Below are 15591 nucleotides of genomic sequence, written 5' to 3' on the forward strand. Positions count from 1 at the left end.
CGCCGGCCCAAGAAGCCGGGCCCAAGAGGCCGGGCCCAAGAGGCCGGGCCCAAGAAGGCCTGGAAGCCGGCCTCAGGGAGCCGGCCGCAAAACGTCAGGACCGGGAATGCCGGCCCACGGCTCAGTAGCGGATGGTCAACCGCCCGTCTCTGCCCGGAGCCGGATGAGCACGCGTCACCGGACGGGCACGTCAAGGTCGCGGAAGGAGGCGATCTTGACCGTGAGGTTTCTCGCGTTGTCCGGGAGGGCGAACAGGCTCCAGAACACGCGCGTCTGGCCCGGGGCGAACTTCTCGGTGCTGATGCGCACGCCGGAGACGTCGGTGCAGGCGCAGTAGAAATCGACACCGTCGTCCGTGGGCACCTCCAAGCGGCCAGGCAGGTACTGGCGGCGGGCGGCGGCGTCGGTCAGCCGGACGTTGCTGGCGGCCTGGTACTTGTAGCTCTCCCAGTCCTGCGCGTCGTGCAGGTCGTTGTACCAGGTCTCGGCCGAGCCCTGGTTGGTGATCGTGTACGTCAGGAGGCCGAGCCCGCCCGGCAGCCTGCTCAGCCCGGTGATCTCCAGGCCGATCGGCTGGCCCTTGGCCTCGCCGGTGGCCGTGAGCTCGCCCGCGTCAGGCGAGAGCGTGTGCACGACGTCCCCCGCCGGATCCGTCTGCTCCGACCTGGGCTTTTCGAAGGCGACGGTCACCCGGCGGTTGCGGCGCTTGCCCTCGTCGCTGTCGTTGCTGTACAAGGGGCGGCGCGAGCCGTACCCGCGAGCCTGGAAACGTGGGCCCTCGCGAGTCAGCAGGGCCGACAGGGCGCGCTGCACCGCCAGAGCGCGGCGCCGCGACAGCGGATCGTTGATGGCGTCGTTGCCGGAGGAGTCGGCATGGCCCTCCACCGTCACCACGGCGGCGGGCGACGCGTCGATGAGCTTGGCCGTACGGGCCAGCACGGTCTTGGCCTTCGGGGTGAGGTTGGCCTTGTTCACCGCGAACAGCACATCGGAGGAGAGGTGGACCTGCAGGTCCTTGCCGCTGTCTGTGGTCTCCTCCGACTTGTCCGAGCTCTCGGAAGGCAGGACGAGGCGGCGGGTCACCTTGGTGACGGGCTCGGCGTCGGGGTCGGGGAAGTCGCCGGCGGGCGGCGCGTCGCTGATGGGCACGTTCAGCATGGGCGGGCCCACAGGAGTGACGACCGTGGCGGTGGCGGGGTTCCCCGACGGAGCGGGCAGCACCGCGTACACGTTGATCGACTGACCAGGCTCGACGAAGTAGCCGAGCCCGTCACGGCTCTGGTCGCTGCACAGGCACGGGGAGCCCTCCGGCTGGTACGGCAGGAGCCAGACACGGGCCGTCGTGTCGAGGACGCCGATGCCCGACGCCCACCGGATCTCGCCGAGTTCACGGGTGTTGTCGCCCATCTCGCCGGTCCAGGGCACCTGCTCGGTGCCGGTGTTGGACAGGCGGAGCTGGGCGACGAGGTGCTTCCCCTTGACCCGGTTGAGCCCGACGACCTCGATCTTGAGGTTCTCGGTCATGGTGCTGCGGGTTTCGGCCAGGGCAGGACGGCTGTCCTGGCTGTCCTGGCTGTCCTGGCTCTCCTGGGCCGACGCGGTCGGGGTGGCCGGGGCGCTGGTGGCCGGCTCGCTCGACGGAGAGGTCGCGGACGGGGACGGCGGTGCGGCTTCGCTGGTGGGCAGCACCCCGCAACCGGTCGCGGCGAGCGTGACTGCGGCGGCTAGAGCCAAGATCCGGTTGGACATGGCGAAGATTGTGCCATGCCCGAAATTTCGGCATGTACGGATGAGGAATCGGCGCGATGGATTCGACCTCGACGGGTGCCCTCCGGCACGGCCACAAACGGCGGCCGAGCGGTCAAGGGTGTGTCCCCGACCAGGCGAAAAGCCGGCACCGCGATGTCGCGTCGCCCTTGTCCGTCGAGCACGAAGACGCGGTGCCGGCCCGATGTCCCCTCGAGGTGTGACGGGGTCACCGTGGTGCCTTCAGTCGCCTGCCGTGCTCAACCGGTGGTGCCGCTGAGCTCGTTCGGCGCCTGCGGCAAAGCCGTGCTGCGGGTCGGCTTCCCTGAGGCGAAGTCGACCGCGTGCACCTTCTTGCCCGCGGGGTCGCTCACATAGACGGTCCTGTCGCGGACGAAGATGTTCGGCCGCGGCTGCTGCCACTCCATCGGTTCCTTCCATTCGTCGAGCACCTTGATCGTCCTGGTGACCTTCGCGGCGGCCGGGTCGATCACGTGGACGGCGCCGTCGGTGCCGAGGACCAGGCCCTCACCCTGAGGGCCGCGGGCCAGGGAGCGGAAGGTGTAGCTGGTGCCGAGGTCCACCAGTTTCATCGTGCCGGTCCTGGTGTCGATGAGCGAGACCTGCGTGGGGCGCTCGAGTTCGGCGTCGGGGTCCTTCTTGTAGTCGCCCAGGACGACGGGCGACACCTCGGAGCCTGCCTGGTTGCCGATCCGGCCGTACTCGCCGGGGCTGTCGATCTTGCTGATCTCGCCGTCCTTGTACAGCAGGACGCCGTCCTCGCAGCCGATCACGACGGCCTCGCCCTGGGCCGTGGCCTCGCCGTGCACGCCTGGGCAGTCCTCGTTGCGGGCGATCTCCTTGCGGTCCTTGCCGAGGACGAGGATGCCGGTGCGTTTCTCCTCGGTGCCGAGGGTGACGACCAGCTCGCCGTTCTCCAGCTCGATCGCGACGCCGTGGTGCGGCGCCGCCGCCCTGTAGACCTCGCCCTTGGGCAGGCCGGCGCTCAGTTCCTCCGGATCGAACAGGGTCACCTCGCCGGTGCCGTCCGCGAACAGGACGGTGGTGCCCGCGTGCCGCACGACGTGGCCGGGTTTGGCTCCCTTGAACTCCTCCTCCTTCAAAGTGGCGGAGGCGGCGTCGAGCACGCGGAACCCGGTCGACGTGGAGACCAGGACGTGGTGCCGGTCCCCTGCGGGGTTGATCCGGTTGTACCCGCTGAGCGGGATGTCCTTGGCGAGTTCCAGGCTCTGCCCGTCGAGGACGTACAAGCCGCCGTCGTAGGTCATGACGACGGGAGCCGCCACAGGCTTCTGAGCGGCGGAAGGCGAGGCGGGGGCGGGCGAGTCGGGGGCGGGCGCCGCCGTGGGCACCTGTGATCCACAGGCGGCGAGCAGGAGGCCCGCCGCGAGCAGTACCGCCGGAGCGGTGGTCCGTGGTCGGACGGTCATGTGTCGTGCACCTTTCATGGGGGTTCTTCAACGGTCATGGGGAGTTCTTCAACGGCCGTCGAGGCCGGCGGTGATGGCTCTGGTATTGCTGCGGATCATGTCGAGGTACGTGGCCGCGCCAGGGGAGCGCTGACTGAGGGACTCCGAGAAGAGGGTGACGACCTTGACGTCCACACCGGCTTCCGAGACCAGCACCTGGGCGAGGCGGTCGGGCTGGGAGGAGTCGGCGAAGATCGCTTTGACCTTCGTCCGGTGGATCGCGTCCTTCAGCGCCTTCAGGTCCGAGGTGCTCGGGGAGGCCAGTGCCGTGCCGCTGGGGATCACGGCGCCGACGACCTGGAAGCCGTAACGCTGGGCGAAGTAGCCCAAGACGTGATGGTTGGTCACCAGACGGCGGGCCTCGGGCGGGATGGTGGCGACCTGCTCTTCGACCCAGGCGTCCAGCCGCTCGACCTGCGCGCGGTAGGCCGCGGCGCCGGCTCGTACGGCGCCGCCGTCGATGCCGGGCACGTTCGCGACGACCTGTTCGGCTATCAGGTCGACGGCCTTGGCCATGCGTCGCGGGTCGGTCCAGAAGTGGGGATCGAGGTGCCCCGCCGCCCTGTCGGCGGTGAAGCGGAGGGGCTGGACGCCCTCCCCGACGGCCAGCACGGGCACGCCGCTGTTCCCGGCGGCTTCGACGTTGCGCAGGACACCCTCCTCGAGCCCGAGCCCGTTGGAGACGATCAGGTCGGCGTCCTCCAGCAGCGCGGCCTCCTGGGCGGAGATGCCGAACGAGTGCGGATCGGAGTCCGGCTTCATCAGCACGGTCACCTCGGCCTGGTCGCCGATCACGGCGCGGACGACGTCGCCGAGGATGTTCGTGGTGACGACCACCCGCGGACCGTGGCCACCGGTGCTCGCGCAACCGGCCGCCATCATGAGCACGATCGCCGTCACGAGCCGGCCGAGCGCGGTCATCGTCCGGTCTCCGTCATGTACGTGGGTGTGAAGCCGGTCTCGAACGTGCGGGCGCGCCTGAGGTCGTCGTTGTAGTCGATCTCGTGGACCGCTCTGGCGGCGGGGTCGTTGAGGTAGGCACGGCCGGTGTCCACCTGGATGCTGGGGGAGCCGGTCAGGGGAGCGGTGAGCAACTCCGTCCTGGCGGTCTCGTCACCGGAGACGGGGTCGTAGGCGTGGAGCACGCCGTCCTCTGTCAGGGACAGGACCGGCGCGTCCTCGCCCACGGCGTTCACCGCCACCACGGGGCCGGTTTCCAGCAGTTTCCAGCGTTTGGCGGCGACGTCGAGCACCCATGTCCCCGAGTCGCCGGCCTTCGCCGCCAGCGTCGTGCTTCCGGGACGGTGCAGGAACTCTGTCGCGCGTTCGCCGTCCTTGCCCGTGCGTGGATAGCGGATCCTCTCGCCGGCGAACGCGCCCCCCTTCCTGGTGACCAGCAGGGCCCCGTCGGCACATCCGAAGATCACGCCACGTCGTGTCACCGCCGTACCCGCCGGGTCCTCGCAGGCGCCGACGGGGGTCCCCGCGCCGCCGGTCCGCGCGCGTGCCACGACGGCGCCGTCGGCGGCCATCAGCAGGTGCTCCTGGTACGGCACGGCGGCAGCGGCCCTGAGGCCGCCCGTCCCTGCGAGGTCGCCCTTCTCCATGCGCGCGCGGTCGAACAGCTCGACCGCGCCGTCCGCGGACCGCACGGCCGTGACCGCCGCGCCCTCGGCGGTCTCGTACGGCGGCCGCCCTGCGACCTCGCCGAGATCGCGCGCCGCGGTCCGGTAGTAGTGGAAGTGGTCGCCGTGGTCGACGGCCCAGGCGCCGCCGTCGATGACGCGCAGGACGCCCGAGCCCGTCGTGAGGTAGGCGTAGCGGCCGTTGCCGGCGATGTCCCGCACACCTTCGACGTGAGCGACCGCGGAGGTCTCGCCGGTGAGCAGGTCGAGGACGTGAACCCTGCCTGTTTCCCCATCGGCCAGGACGAGGCGGGGCTGCGGCTCGGGCATCTCCTCGGCGCCCTCGACGTACCCGTGCGGGATCTTCTCCTTGGTGTTCGCGGCCCTGCCGTCGCTGTGCTGGGCGGCGCATCCCATGAGCAGGGTTCCTCCGGCGAGGGTCGCCGCCACCACCCTGGACGCCGTTGTCGTCAACACGGCTGCCCCTCCGTGTCCTTTCCGAAAGGGACCCGGCCAGGGGAGGGGAGCCGGTGCCGTAGGAGGTCGCCCAGGGCGGACAGGAAGAACAGGGCCACGGCGACCGCGGCGATCGTGGCGCCCGCGGCCGTCGCCGCGTGCCACGACACGACCAGGCCGATCACGGTCGAGGCGATCCCGAGCAGCGCCGCCCCGAGCATGATCGTCGGGATCCGGCGAGCCCACAGCGCGGCCGCCGCCGGAGGCCCGATGAGCAGGCCGAACACCAGCAGCGTGCCCACGATGTGGAACGAGGCGACGATGGCCAGCGTGACCAGGCCGAGCAGCAGGATGTGGGCCGGCCGGGGACGCATCCCCAGCGTGTGCGCCTTGCGCGGATCGAAGGCGAGCGCGACGAACATCCGGTGCCCGAGCACTGCGACCGCGGCGGTGACCGCGAGCGCGACGCCGAGCCCGGCCAGGTCCTGCCCCCTGACCGCCAGCACGTCGCCGAACAGAAAGGCGGTCAAGTCCACCGCGAAGGACTGGGAGTGCGACACGACGATCACGCCCAGGGACAGCATCCCGGCGAAGAGCAGCCCGATGCTCGTGTCCTGTGACAACCGGGGCGACCGGCTGAGCACGCTCACGCCCATCGCCATGCCGCCCGCGCTCAGCAGGGCGCCGATCAGGACGTTCACCCCGGCCATGGACGCGAGCGCCACTCCCAGGAGCATCCCGTGGGACATCGCGTCGCCCAGGAAGGCCATGCCGCGCAGCACCACCCAGGTTCCGGCGATCGCGCAGAGCAGGGACACCAGGATCCCGGCCCAGAGGGCTTGCCGGACAAACGAGACGTGAAAGGGATCAAGCAACCAATCCATGACGCAGCACTCTACAATGAAAACCGTTGTCATTTTCAAGAGGAGGCTTCATGGTGGACGGTGAGGTGGTCGTGATCCGCGACATGACGGCGGGCTACGGCCGTAAGGCGGTCCTGCGCGGGCTCTCGGCCCGGCTGCCCCGCTCCGGCGTGACCGCCGTGGTCGGCCCGAACGGCTCGGGCAAGTCCACCCTGCTGGGAGTGCTCGCCGGGACCGTCCGGCTGTCACGCGGCGGGATCGAGCGAGCCCCCGCCGGCCGTCCCGGCTACGTGGTGCAGCGCGACGCCGTCTCGGACGCCCTGCCGATCACCGTGCGGGACACGGTCGCGATGGGTCGCTGGGCGTCGCGTGGCCTGTGGCGGCGGCTGTCGGCGCACGATTGGTCGACGGTGGACGACTGCATGGCCAGACTCGGCGTCTCCGGGTTGGCCGAACGCCAGTTGAGCGCGCTGTCGGGCGGTCAACGCCAGCGCGTCCTGCTCGCCCAGGCGCTCGCGCAGGAGCCCGGCCTGCTCGTGCTGGACGAGCCCGCGACCGGGCTGGATCCGGACGCGCGGCGGCACATCGCCGCCGTGCTCGACCGGGAGAAGGAGCGCGGTGTCACCGTGGTCCACGCCACTCACGACCTGGCCATGGCGATGGGCGCGGACCACTGCCTCCTGCTCCGGGCCGGGCGGCTGGCCGCGGAGGGCCCGCCCCGCGACGTGCTGGCGCCTCAGGCGTCGTAGCCGCCCCATCCAGTCTGTGCTCGGCCGAACCGAGCGCCCCCTCGAGCGGGGCCGTTGACGCAACCATTCGATTGCTATAGTGTGGCAACCGTTCGGTTGCTACTTATTGGAGGCTGTCATGGGCTTTCCCGATCGCATCGAGCGGACCGTGGAGGTCGCTCACCCGCCCGGCAAGGTGTGGGCGGCGCTCACCACGGCCGAGGGGCTGGGCTCCTGGTTCGGCAACGAGGCGACGATCGACCTGCGTCCTGGTGGGTCGGCCCAGATGAAGTGGACCGGTGGGTTCACGGTCGACATGCGGGTGGAACGGGTGGAGGAACCGACGGTGTTCGGGTTCACCTGGCACATCCACGGGCTGCCCGAGGACGATCCGCGCCGTACCTATGTCGAGTTCACGCTCGAACCGGTCGGCGCGGGCACGCGGCTGAGGGTGGTCGAGACCGGCTTCGCCCAACTGCCGGAGGACGCGTACCGCAAGGCGTACGACGCCAACATCCAGGGATGGGCGAGCGAACTGGGCGAACTGGTCGTATACCTCGATGCCGCCTGACATCGAGGCGATCGCCGAGCAGGTCTTCGTCGCCCTGGCCGACCCGAGCCGGCGCGCCATCCTGGCCGCGCTGGCCTCGGGAGGACCGGCCACGGCCACGGATCTGGCCGATCGTCTGCCGATCACGCGGCAGGCGATCGCCAAGCACCTGGCCCTGCTGGCCGAGGCCGGCCTGGTGACGGCCGAGCCGGGGGAGCGGCGCCGGGTGCGCTACCGGCTTCGCTCCGCGCCCATGCAGGTGGCGCAGCAGTTCCTGGCCGCGCTGGCCCGCGACTGGGACGGTCCGCTCGGAGCGTTGAAGGATCACCTCGACCAGCGTGCGAGCGGCCCCGCCACGACCCCGCTCCACGAAACCGGAGGACAGCATGACTGATCACGGATTCACCACCACCTTCACCGTGGACCGGACCCCGATGGAAGCCTTCGACGCCGTCATCGACGCTCGAGGCTGGTGGTCGGAAGAGATCGACGGCCCCACCGACCAGCCCGGAGCCGAGTTCACCTACCACTACGAGGACGTGCACCGCTGCCGCATCCAGGTGACGGAGGCCGTCCCCGGCCGGAAGGTCTCCTGGCTCGTGGTGGACAACTACTTCGACTTCACCGAGGACAAGACCGAGTGGATCGGCACCACGATCAGCTTCGACATCTCGGACGAGGACGGCAAGACCGAGGTCCGTCTCACCCACCAGGGCCTGGTCCCCGCCTACGAGTGCTTCGAGGTCTGTTCCACCGCGTGGGATTTCTACGCCGGCAGCCTCCGGAGCCTGATCACCACGGGAGAAGGACAGCCCAACGGGCGCGGCCGCCCACGCCTGCCGCTTGAAGAAGCGGCAGCCGGGCAGGGGCGATAGCGACGGCTGTCCTCCTCAACGCGTCAGCGTGAACCTGAACCGAAAGGTGGACACCACCATGAGAACCCCATCGATCGTCACGCCGCAGGAGTGGGAGGCGGCGCACCGGCAACTGCTCGTGAAGGAGAAGGAGCTGACCCGCGCCCGCGATGCGCTGGCCGCCGAGCGTCGGCGGATGCCGTGGCTGGCGGTGGACAAGGAGTACGCGTTCGAAGGCCCGGGGGCAGGGCGAGCCTGCTCGACCTGTTCGAGGGCCGCCGTCAGCTGATCGTCTACCGCGCCTTCTTCGAGCCCGGCGTGTTCGGCTGGCCCGACCACGCGTGCCGCGGCTGTTCCCTGGTGGCCGACCAGGTCGCCCACGTCGCCCACCTGAACGCCCGCGACACCACTCTCGCCTTCGCCTCGCGCGCGCCGCAGCCCGACATCGAGCGCCTGAAGGCGCGGATGGGCTGGACGATGCCGTGGTACACCATGACCGACACGTTCGACGCCGACTTCGGCGTGGACGAATGGCACGGCACGAACGCGTTCATCCGTGACGGCGACCGCGTGTTCCGCACCTACTTCGTCAACAACCGCGGCGACGAGGCACTGGGGAGCACCTGGAGCTACCTCGACATGACAGCGCTCGGGCGGCAGGAGGAGTGGGAGAACTCGCCCGAGGGTTATCCCCAGACCCGGCCGTACGAGTGGTGGAACTGGCACGACGAGTACGGCGCCGCCGCCGAACCGGACCCTCGGTGGCTGGACAAGATCGCCGGGGCCTCCGGCGGCGACGACCTCGGCTCCACCCCCTCGAAGGGCGACGACACCATCTCGAAGGGCGACGACACCATGCGATCGTCCGGGTCCGCAGGGTGCTGCTGTCACGAATGAGCGGGCCGGGGCAGGCGTTGGCGGGCCCCGAGCCACGCCCGCGGCCCGCCGTACGGCGAAGGCGCGGGGAAGCCCCGCCGTGACGCCGCCGGCGCGGGACCACGAGGGTCCCGCGCCGGTCAGTGCTCAGCGGAAGGCGGTCCTGTCAGCCCATTCCTCCCATTCCACCGAACCAGGTGTCGAACATGTCGACGACGTTGTCCACGATCTTCTGGCTTCGGGCGCCGAGTTCGGCGGTGGCGGCACCCCTCCGGTTCGTCTCGATCTCTATCTTCTCCGGTTTGAAGATCTGCTTCTCACTCTGGCCGGAGCCGCCGCTGCGCGGCAGGTTCGACGGTGGCCTGCCCTGCGGGTACATCCGGCCGTTGCCGTAGACGGTGTAGGACTGGGTCGGCTGTACGGAGCCGTCGTTCCTGTAGACCTGGCTGGGCCTCGGCTGTGCCGGCTGCCGGTTCGCCCTGGGCGGAGAGTGCCGCTGCTGCGCCCTGTGGCTGGTCGGCCGGCTCGCCGGGCGCGAGCGCGCGTGCTGGATGCCCCTGGGGATCCTGCCGGCCCGGTGGTTCCGCCGCTGAGACGCCAGCGCCATGCGCCGCTTGGCCGCCGCCTCGCGAGCCGCCTTCCTGGCCTCTCTGCGGGCCGCCATCGCTGCCCGTCGCTTCGCCGCGGCCTCCCGCGCCTTCCTGGCCGCCTCGGCCGCCTTCTTCCTGGCCGCCGCCAGCCGCCGCTTCTTCGCCTCGGCGAGGGCCCGCTTCCTGGCCGCCTCCTTGGCCCGCTTCTTGGCCTCTTCCGCGGCCCGTTTCCTGGCCTCCGCCAGGGCCCGCTTCCTGGCCGCCTCCCTGGCACGGCGGATCGCCTCACGCCTGATGGCGCGCTGGGCCGCCTTCTTGGCGAGGTAGCGGGCCCCGAGCCGGACACCGATCGCGACCACGACCCAGACCCACTGCCCGTCGGGGTCGCTCATGCTCACCGGGCTGTTGTTGGCGTAGGCGTAGGCGTTGAGCTGCTGCGGATCCACATCGTCGATGATCGGATCCACCGACAGGAAGCGGCCGTTCTTGGGGTCGTACTCGCGGGCGCCGAGGTGGATGAGCCCGGTCGTCGCATCCTGCGTGCCTCCGACGAATCCGCGCTGCCCGGGCCACCATGGCGGTGGCGCGCCCCGGTTCTCGCCGAACGGAGTCGTCCTCCGTACGGCCAGCTCGCCGTTGCCGGCGTTCACCGCGGCCTGCGCGGTGCCCAGGTGGTCGTTGGCCAGCAGGTAGACCTGGTTGTCGTTGGTGCGTACGGCGATGGGCTGGTCGTTGATGGTGTAGTAGCGGGTCTGCTCGACGACGTCCTTGGCGAAGTCGAAGCGCAGCTCCATGTCGTCGACGTAGAGCGTGGCGTCGGTCGGCGTCTTGCGGATCAGCCGGTCGCCCTCCGCGTCGTAGACGAAGGACGTCGTCTTGCCCGCCTCCGTCACCGACTCCAGGTTGCCTTCGGCGTCCCAGACCAGGGTCTGGTCCGAGGTGCCGACCTTGCGCCTGGTGGTGTTGCCCGCGGCGTCGTACTCGAAGAGGTCGGCGCCGACGGTCTGCAGCGCGTGCGGCTGCTTGCCGCCGGCCTGCGGGTAGGTGTAGGAGCGGACCGTCTCGCCCGCGCCGCCCCAGGCGTGCTTGGTCTCCTTGGTCCGGTTGCCGGTGGAGTCGTAGGCGTAGCTGAACGCGTACGGGGCCACGCCGCCGATCTTGTCCGACTGCGGGCTGCCGCTGGCGCAGTCGTCGGTGCCCGTCCAGGCGGAGGTCAGGCGGCGCAGGTGGTCATAGGCGAAGCACTGCGTGTCCTGACCGCTCGCCCCTCTGTCAGCGATCTTGGTGATGTTGCCGACCGCGTCGTAGGTGTAGTTGAGGTCCAGGTCGGTCGCCGGGGCGCTCTCCCTGTCGAGCCGCATGCTGGTCAGCCTGCGGCTGGTCTCGTCGTGGGTGTAGGTGAGCCAGGTCTTCTTGCCTCCGGTGCCCAGCTCGTACTGCAGGGTCTCGCCCAGCTTGGAGTAGCGGGTCGCGGTCACGTACGACGACAGGCCGGTGACCTTGGTCGGCTGGCCCAGCTCGTCGTAGCTGTAGACGACCGACTCCTGCTCCAGGCCTCCTGCGGCGGGGAAGCTGACGGACTGGACCTGGTCGTCGAGCGTGTAGCGGGTGTTGAGGACGTACGAGCCCGCCAGCCTGCCCTCCCGCGCGGGGACGGTGACGGTCTCGCGCAGCGGGCGGTAGTCGGCGTCGACGGCGTTGATCTCCGCCTTGTACGCCTGCCCGTCCACGTACCGGATACTGGCGTTCTTGTGGCCCTTGGCCAGGGCGTCGTACTTCCACTCGGCGAGCAGCGGGCCCGTCGCGGAGTTCTCGCGCAGCTCCTTCTCACGGCCCAGCTCGTCGTAGACGTACCACAGGGTCCTGCCGCGGGCATCGGTGGTGCTGACGAGCTCGTCGGCGTCGTTGTACGTCATCGTCGTGACGCCCTTGTCGGGGTCCTCGGTCTTGATCTCCCGGCCGCGCAGGTCATAGTGGTGGCGCCACACGTTGCCTGCCGAGTCGGTCACCGTGGACAGCCGTCCGGCGTGGTCGTAGGTGTACTTGGTGGAGTCGTACTCGCCGGTCGGGGTCGCGCCCTTGTACTGGCGCAGCTCGATCAGGCGGTCCTCGGCGTCCCCGATACGGGTGGTCGCGGTGCCGCCCGCGGGCGGCGTCACGTGGATCCTGTCACCCTCCTGCTTGGACGAGACCCGGTACTTCTCCACCCCCTTCGCCTTGAGGACCTGGGCGTTGACGTCACCCACGCCGTCGAAGAGGGACACGACCTGCGCGGGCACGTCGGTGTCGGCCACCGCCAGCAGGTCGGTGGAGGGCGTCCCGGTGGCGAAGTAGCCGGTGTTGGCCTTGGACTGCTCGCCCAGGGAGTTGTAGAAGGTGTCGGTGATCGTGCGGCCGTCACGCAGCGCGGGGTCCTGCGTCTGGTCGTCCCTGGGCGCCGGTTCCTGGGTCTGGCGCTCGCGGGTCAGGCCGTCGTACAGCTCGTGGCTGGAGGTGTAGCCGCCGTCGGCGCGCAGCGTCTTCGTGGTGACGATGCTGGGGCCGTCGGCGCGCAGGACGTAGGCGTACTCGGTGCTGGGCGACTGCCCTGCCGCCTTGTTGCGGTCGGCCTGCCAGACCTTGGTCAGGCGGCCGACCGCGTCGTACTCCAGGTCGACGCGCCGGTTGTTCGCGTCGACCTCGGCGACGGGCTCGCCCCAGGCCGGTTCGAGGATCGTACGGTCGGTGTGGCCGAGCTGGTTGGTCTCGGTCATCTCGGAGGGGAGGGTGCCGGTGGCAGGGCTGTAGGCGGTCACGGACCTGGTGCCGATCGCGTCGGTCTCGCTGGTCTCGCGACCGTACACGTCGTAGGTGTGGGCGCTGTCGACGATCGTCGCGCCGTCTCCGGAGACGATCTGCTGGACCGAGGTCACATCGCCCTTGCTCGGTGCCTGGCCGTACGGCTTGCCGTCGTACTGGACCTTCTCGTCCGAGATGACGTCACCGGCGGCCAGCGCGGACACGGCGGTGCCGCAGCTCGCGGCGACCTTCTGGACACGGCTGGGGTAGTCGAGCATCCAGCTCGCGTCGTTGCGGGCGTAGGTGTAGCTGGTGCACTGGTCGTCGTCGGGCGTGGTCAGGTCGCCCTTTTCCTCTACCTGGGTGAGCAGGCCCTTGGTGTCGTACGAGCGCTCCTCGCCGGTACGCCGCCAGGTACCGCCGGGCAGCGAGGTTCGGGTGACCATGGACTTGGCCTCGACCACGTGCGCGGTCTTGGTGACGCCGCCCTGCGTGGACTCCGCGGTCTTCACCGACCACGGCTGCTCGACCGCCGCCTTCAGGACGGCCCCGCCGTCGCCGTCGTACAGGATCTCCTCGTGCTCGAGGCCGGAGTACTGGTCGAGGTCGTCCAGTTTGGCTCCCTCGGAGTCCTGGACCTGCGCGCTGCGCTTGGAACCGTCGGACTGCTTGTCGCCGTGCATGCCGCGGAAGTACCGGAACTCGGTGAGCGTGCGCTTGGTGTCCTGCCCGTCGCCCTCACGTACCCGTACCCGGCCGAACCCGCGGAAGTCCGACCAGGTGCGGTGCTCGGGCTTGATGAGGATGTTCTCGGCGTAGTGCCAGGCGGCGCCGTCCAGGTACTCGTAGCTGGTGACCACGTTGGGCGAGGCCGCGACGCGGTCCACCTCGACCGTCTGCGACACCACGTACTTGTGGAACCAGTCGGTGACCTCGGTCTCGTCCTGCGGCGTCCAGCGTTGCGGGAAGCACCGCTTGGTGTTCTTGTCGGCCGCCGGCAGTTCGCCTGGCCTGCACTCGGCGGGGGCGTAGTTGATCCGCAGCTCGCCGCCGGTCCCGTTGTCGACCGACTGGACTCGCCACTTGACCAGCGGGGCGCGGCCCTCGGTGGCGTCCACCCTGTTGGGGAGCTGGACGCCGACGAACGTGGTCTTCGGCAGCGTGATCGTGCCGCCCACATGACCGGTCTGCTGGACGGAGGCCAGCCACAGCGACGGGCTGAGGCCGTCACCCGTGGCGGGGAACTGGTGGGTCAGCGCCCAGGAGTCCACCGGGTAGTACTGGCCCGCGCTGTTGCGGACCTGGGTGGTGACCTTGGTCAGCCGCTTGCGGGTGAAGAACGTCGGCGTCAGGCGGTCGATGCACTTCACACCGGCGTCGCAGATCTGGTCGAACGGGACGTCAGGCCAGTGACTGGCGGTCTCCTTCTTGAGCTGGTCGGGGGCGCAGGTCACGGTGCCGCTGGGCAGGCAGCGCTCGGCCACCTCGAACAGCACGCGGGCCGCGGGGGCCGTGGTGAACAACTCGTTCTGCAGGTAGCCGTAGTCGATGCGGCTGAGGTAGGCGCCACGCACGTACTGGGTGCCCAGTTCGGGCTTGGAGTTGCGGCCGTAGTAGTTGGTCTCGCGCTCGTACCAGTACGTGGTCGCGTTCCCGTGGGTGTCCACGGCGTAGTCGAGGTTCCACCGGTAGGCCTGCTGGCACCAGGCGTTGGCCGGGGTGCTGGAGTAGCAGGGCTCGCCGCTGTTGTTGCCGAACACCGGCGCCGTCTGGACCGACCTGGTCTCCGGCTTGCCGGTCACCCAGCCGGGCAGACGGTTGATGCCGAAGGTGTACTGGGTGCCGTCGGCGGTGGTGACGCGCCAGTACTCACCGTTGTTGTCGCCGTTGGTGGCCCCGGTGAGGTACTCGATGCGGGTGCCGTCGTCGCGCTTGGGCCGCCACTGCTTGGTCGTGGCGTCCTTGACCAGTTCGACGGCGGAGCTGCCGAGCGCCAGGGTGGCGTTGTCCTGGTCCCAGCACAGGTCGCCGGTCTTCTTGCCGTCGATCATGCAGGACTTGTAGCGGCGCTCGATGTAGCCGCTGGGGTTGAGCTCGAAGCCGTCGCCGGCCCATGACGCCTGGTTGTTGGTGGAGGCGGTGCGGCCGTCCACGCTCTGCGAGGAGTAGGCCAGCGAGATCTCCGGCTCGTCGCCGCCCAGCGAGGGCGGCGTGCGCATGTCGTAGTCCCAGGTGAAGTCGCCGGTCTGGGTGCCGACGCTCCAGTCGGCGGAGGGCGACAGCGAGGTGGCCGAGTGGTCGCCCGACTGGCCTGAGGCGGCGGCCGTGAGCGCGTACACGGCGCCGGTCTCGACCTCGGCGGTCAGGGTGCCGGCCTTCGCGTCGTTCTCGCTCTTCACCGGCTCGGGCGGGGCGCAGTTCGTGGCGGCCGTGTCGAGCGCGCATTCGTCGAGCTTGACCATGCGCAGCCGGGCGCCGTAGTCGCCGCCGTAGGCGTAACGGAAGCCCGAGTAGTCGACCTGCAGGCGGGTCTTCCTCGCCGCCCTGGCCGCCGCGACACCCTGGCCGGGGGTGACGCGCATCGCCAGTCCCAGCCGGTCGGTGTCGAGCAGTTCCACGCTCACCGGCTCGGCGGCCTCGGTCGCTTTGGCCTCCCCTCGCCGTGGGGCCAGCTTCACCGGGAAGCCGGCCGCCAGCGTGGTGGCGCCGCCCAGCTCGGCTTTCTGGGGCCGGGGCCAGGTGATGCCAGGCGGCGCCTTCCACGCCTGTTTCTGCACGGGATCGGCCATCGGCGGCAGGACGGGGACCGCCTTTCCCTTGACCGGCGTCTCCTTCTGCACCGAGGGCGCCGGGCGAGGGTCGGCCGAGGCGGGCACGGCGTACACCAGTGGCACGACCAGGAGGACGGGGAGCATGGTCGCGAGCCTGCGTGGCCAGGGCGACTCGCGCTTGGGCTCCTGGAAACGGTTCCAGGAGGAGTCGGGAAGGTCGGGTTCCTTTGGCGGCGGAAAACGATTCCAGCGGGATTCGGGCAG

The 15591-nt window shown here is 70.1% G+C and carries 10 protein-coding genes and 1 pseudogene; 5 read left to right on the forward strand and 6 right to left on the reverse strand.

What is annotated here, in order from left to right; genetic code table 11:
• Positions 1–174: 174 nt before the first annotated feature.
• The 5 genes from AC3EO4_RS26715 to aztB form a co-directional block, all read right to left on the reverse strand.
• Positions 175–1749, reverse strand: coding sequence for an OmpA family protein (locus AC3EO4_RS26715; RefSeq protein WP_431898398.1), 1575 nt, complete (start codon positions 1747–1749; stop codon positions 175–177).
• Between the two features lie 257 nt (positions 1750–2006).
• Positions 2007–3197 carry a zinc metallochaperone AztD gene (aztD, locus tag AC3EO4_RS26720; protein WP_431898399.1) on the reverse strand — a complete coding sequence of 397 codons (1191 nt, stop codon included), beginning with the start codon at positions 3195–3197 and terminating at the stop codon, positions 2007–2009.
• A gap of 48 nt (positions 3198–3245) precedes the next feature.
• The gene (gene aztC, locus AC3EO4_RS26725; protein ID WP_431898400.1) at positions 3246–4157 is read right to left on the reverse strand and encodes a zinc ABC transporter substrate-binding protein AztC; all 912 of its coding nucleotides are present in this window, start codon (positions 4155–4157) and stop codon (positions 3246–3248) included.
• Positions 4154–5338, reverse strand: coding sequence for a PQQ-binding-like beta-propeller repeat protein (locus AC3EO4_RS26730; protein ID WP_431898401.1), 1185 nt, complete (start codon positions 5336–5338; stop codon positions 4154–4156). The genes aztC and AC3EO4_RS26730 overlap by 4 nt, the downstream gene beginning before the upstream one ends.
• A complete protein-coding gene (aztB, locus tag AC3EO4_RS26735) occupies positions 5332–6201 on the reverse strand; it encodes a zinc ABC transporter permease AztB (protein ID WP_379580106.1) in 870 nt (289 codons plus the stop codon). The genes AC3EO4_RS26730 and aztB overlap by 7 nt, the downstream gene beginning before the upstream one ends.
• A gap of 50 nt (positions 6202–6251) precedes the next feature.
• Between aztB and aztA the strand changes: the two genes are divergently transcribed.
• From aztA to AC3EO4_RS26760, 5 genes and pseudogenes are all read left to right on the forward strand, one after another.
• The gene (gene aztA, locus AC3EO4_RS26740; protein ID WP_431898402.1) at positions 6252–6929 is read left to right on the forward strand and encodes a zinc ABC transporter ATP-binding protein AztA; all 678 of its coding nucleotides are present in this window, start codon (positions 6252–6254) and stop codon (positions 6927–6929) included.
• A 118-nt stretch (positions 6930–7047) separates the two neighbouring features.
• Complete coding sequence (locus tag AC3EO4_RS26745) at positions 7048–7479, forward strand: SRPBCC domain-containing protein (protein WP_431898403.1); 432 nt, start codon at positions 7048–7050, stop codon at positions 7477–7479.
• Complete coding sequence (locus AC3EO4_RS26750) at positions 7469–7852, forward strand: ArsR/SmtB family transcription factor (RefSeq protein ID WP_379580101.1); 384 nt, start codon at positions 7469–7471, stop codon at positions 7850–7852. The genes AC3EO4_RS26745 and AC3EO4_RS26750 overlap by 11 nt, the downstream gene beginning before the upstream one ends.
• Complete coding sequence (locus AC3EO4_RS26755; RefSeq protein WP_379580099.1) at positions 7845–8333, forward strand: SRPBCC family protein; 489 nt, start codon at positions 7845–7847, stop codon at positions 8331–8333. The genes AC3EO4_RS26750 and AC3EO4_RS26755 overlap by 8 nt, the downstream gene beginning before the upstream one ends.
• Positions 8334–8391: 58 nt before the next feature.
• A pseudogene (locus tag AC3EO4_RS26760) lies at positions 8392–9209 on the forward strand (DUF899 domain-containing protein).
• A gap of 145 nt (positions 9210–9354) precedes the next feature.
• Here the strand turns inward: AC3EO4_RS26760 and AC3EO4_RS26765 are convergent.
• Positions 9355–15471: an RHS repeat-associated core domain-containing protein gene (locus AC3EO4_RS26765; RefSeq protein ID WP_431898404.1), complete on the reverse strand. Its 6117-nt coding sequence runs from the start codon at positions 15469–15471 to the stop codon at positions 9355–9357.
• Between the last annotated feature and the right edge of the window lie 120 nt (positions 15472–15591).

Source organism: Nonomuraea sp. bgisy101, assembly GCF_057708945.1.

What these genes read in the sequence shown, in the direction of transcription:
- AC3EO4_RS26715 (WP_431898398.1), bottom strand. Translation starts at nt 1,749, where the DNA reads ATGTCCAACCGGATCTTGGCTCTAGCCGCCGCAGTCACGCTCGCCGCG.
- aztD (WP_431898399.1), bottom strand. Translation starts at nt 3,197, where the DNA reads ATGACCGTCCGACCACGGACCACCGCTCCGGCGGTACTGCTCGCGGCG.
- aztC (WP_431898400.1), bottom strand. Translation starts at nt 4,157, where the DNA reads ATGACCGCGCTCGGCCGGCTCGTGACGGCGATCGTGCTCATGATGGCG.
- aztB (WP_379580106.1), bottom strand. Translation starts at nt 6,201, where the DNA reads ATGGATTGGTTGCTTGATCCCTTTCACGTCTCGTTTGTCCGGCAAGCC.
- aztA (WP_431898402.1), top strand. Translation starts at nt 6,252, where the DNA reads ATGGTGGACGGTGAGGTGGTCGTGATCCGCGACATGACGGCGGGCTAC.
- AC3EO4_RS26745 (WP_431898403.1), top strand. Translation starts at nt 7,048, where the DNA reads ATGGGCTTTCCCGATCGCATCGAGCGGACCGTGGAGGTCGCTCACCCG.
- AC3EO4_RS26750 (WP_379580101.1), top strand. Translation starts at nt 7,469, where the DNA reads ATGCCGCCTGACATCGAGGCGATCGCCGAGCAGGTCTTCGTCGCCCTG.
- AC3EO4_RS26755 (WP_379580099.1), top strand. Translation starts at nt 7,845, where the DNA reads ATGACTGATCACGGATTCACCACCACCTTCACCGTGGACCGGACCCCG.
- AC3EO4_RS26765 (WP_431898404.1), bottom strand. Translation starts at nt 15,471, where the DNA reads ATGCTCCCCGTCCTCCTGGTCGTGCCACTGGTGTACGCCGTGCCCGCC.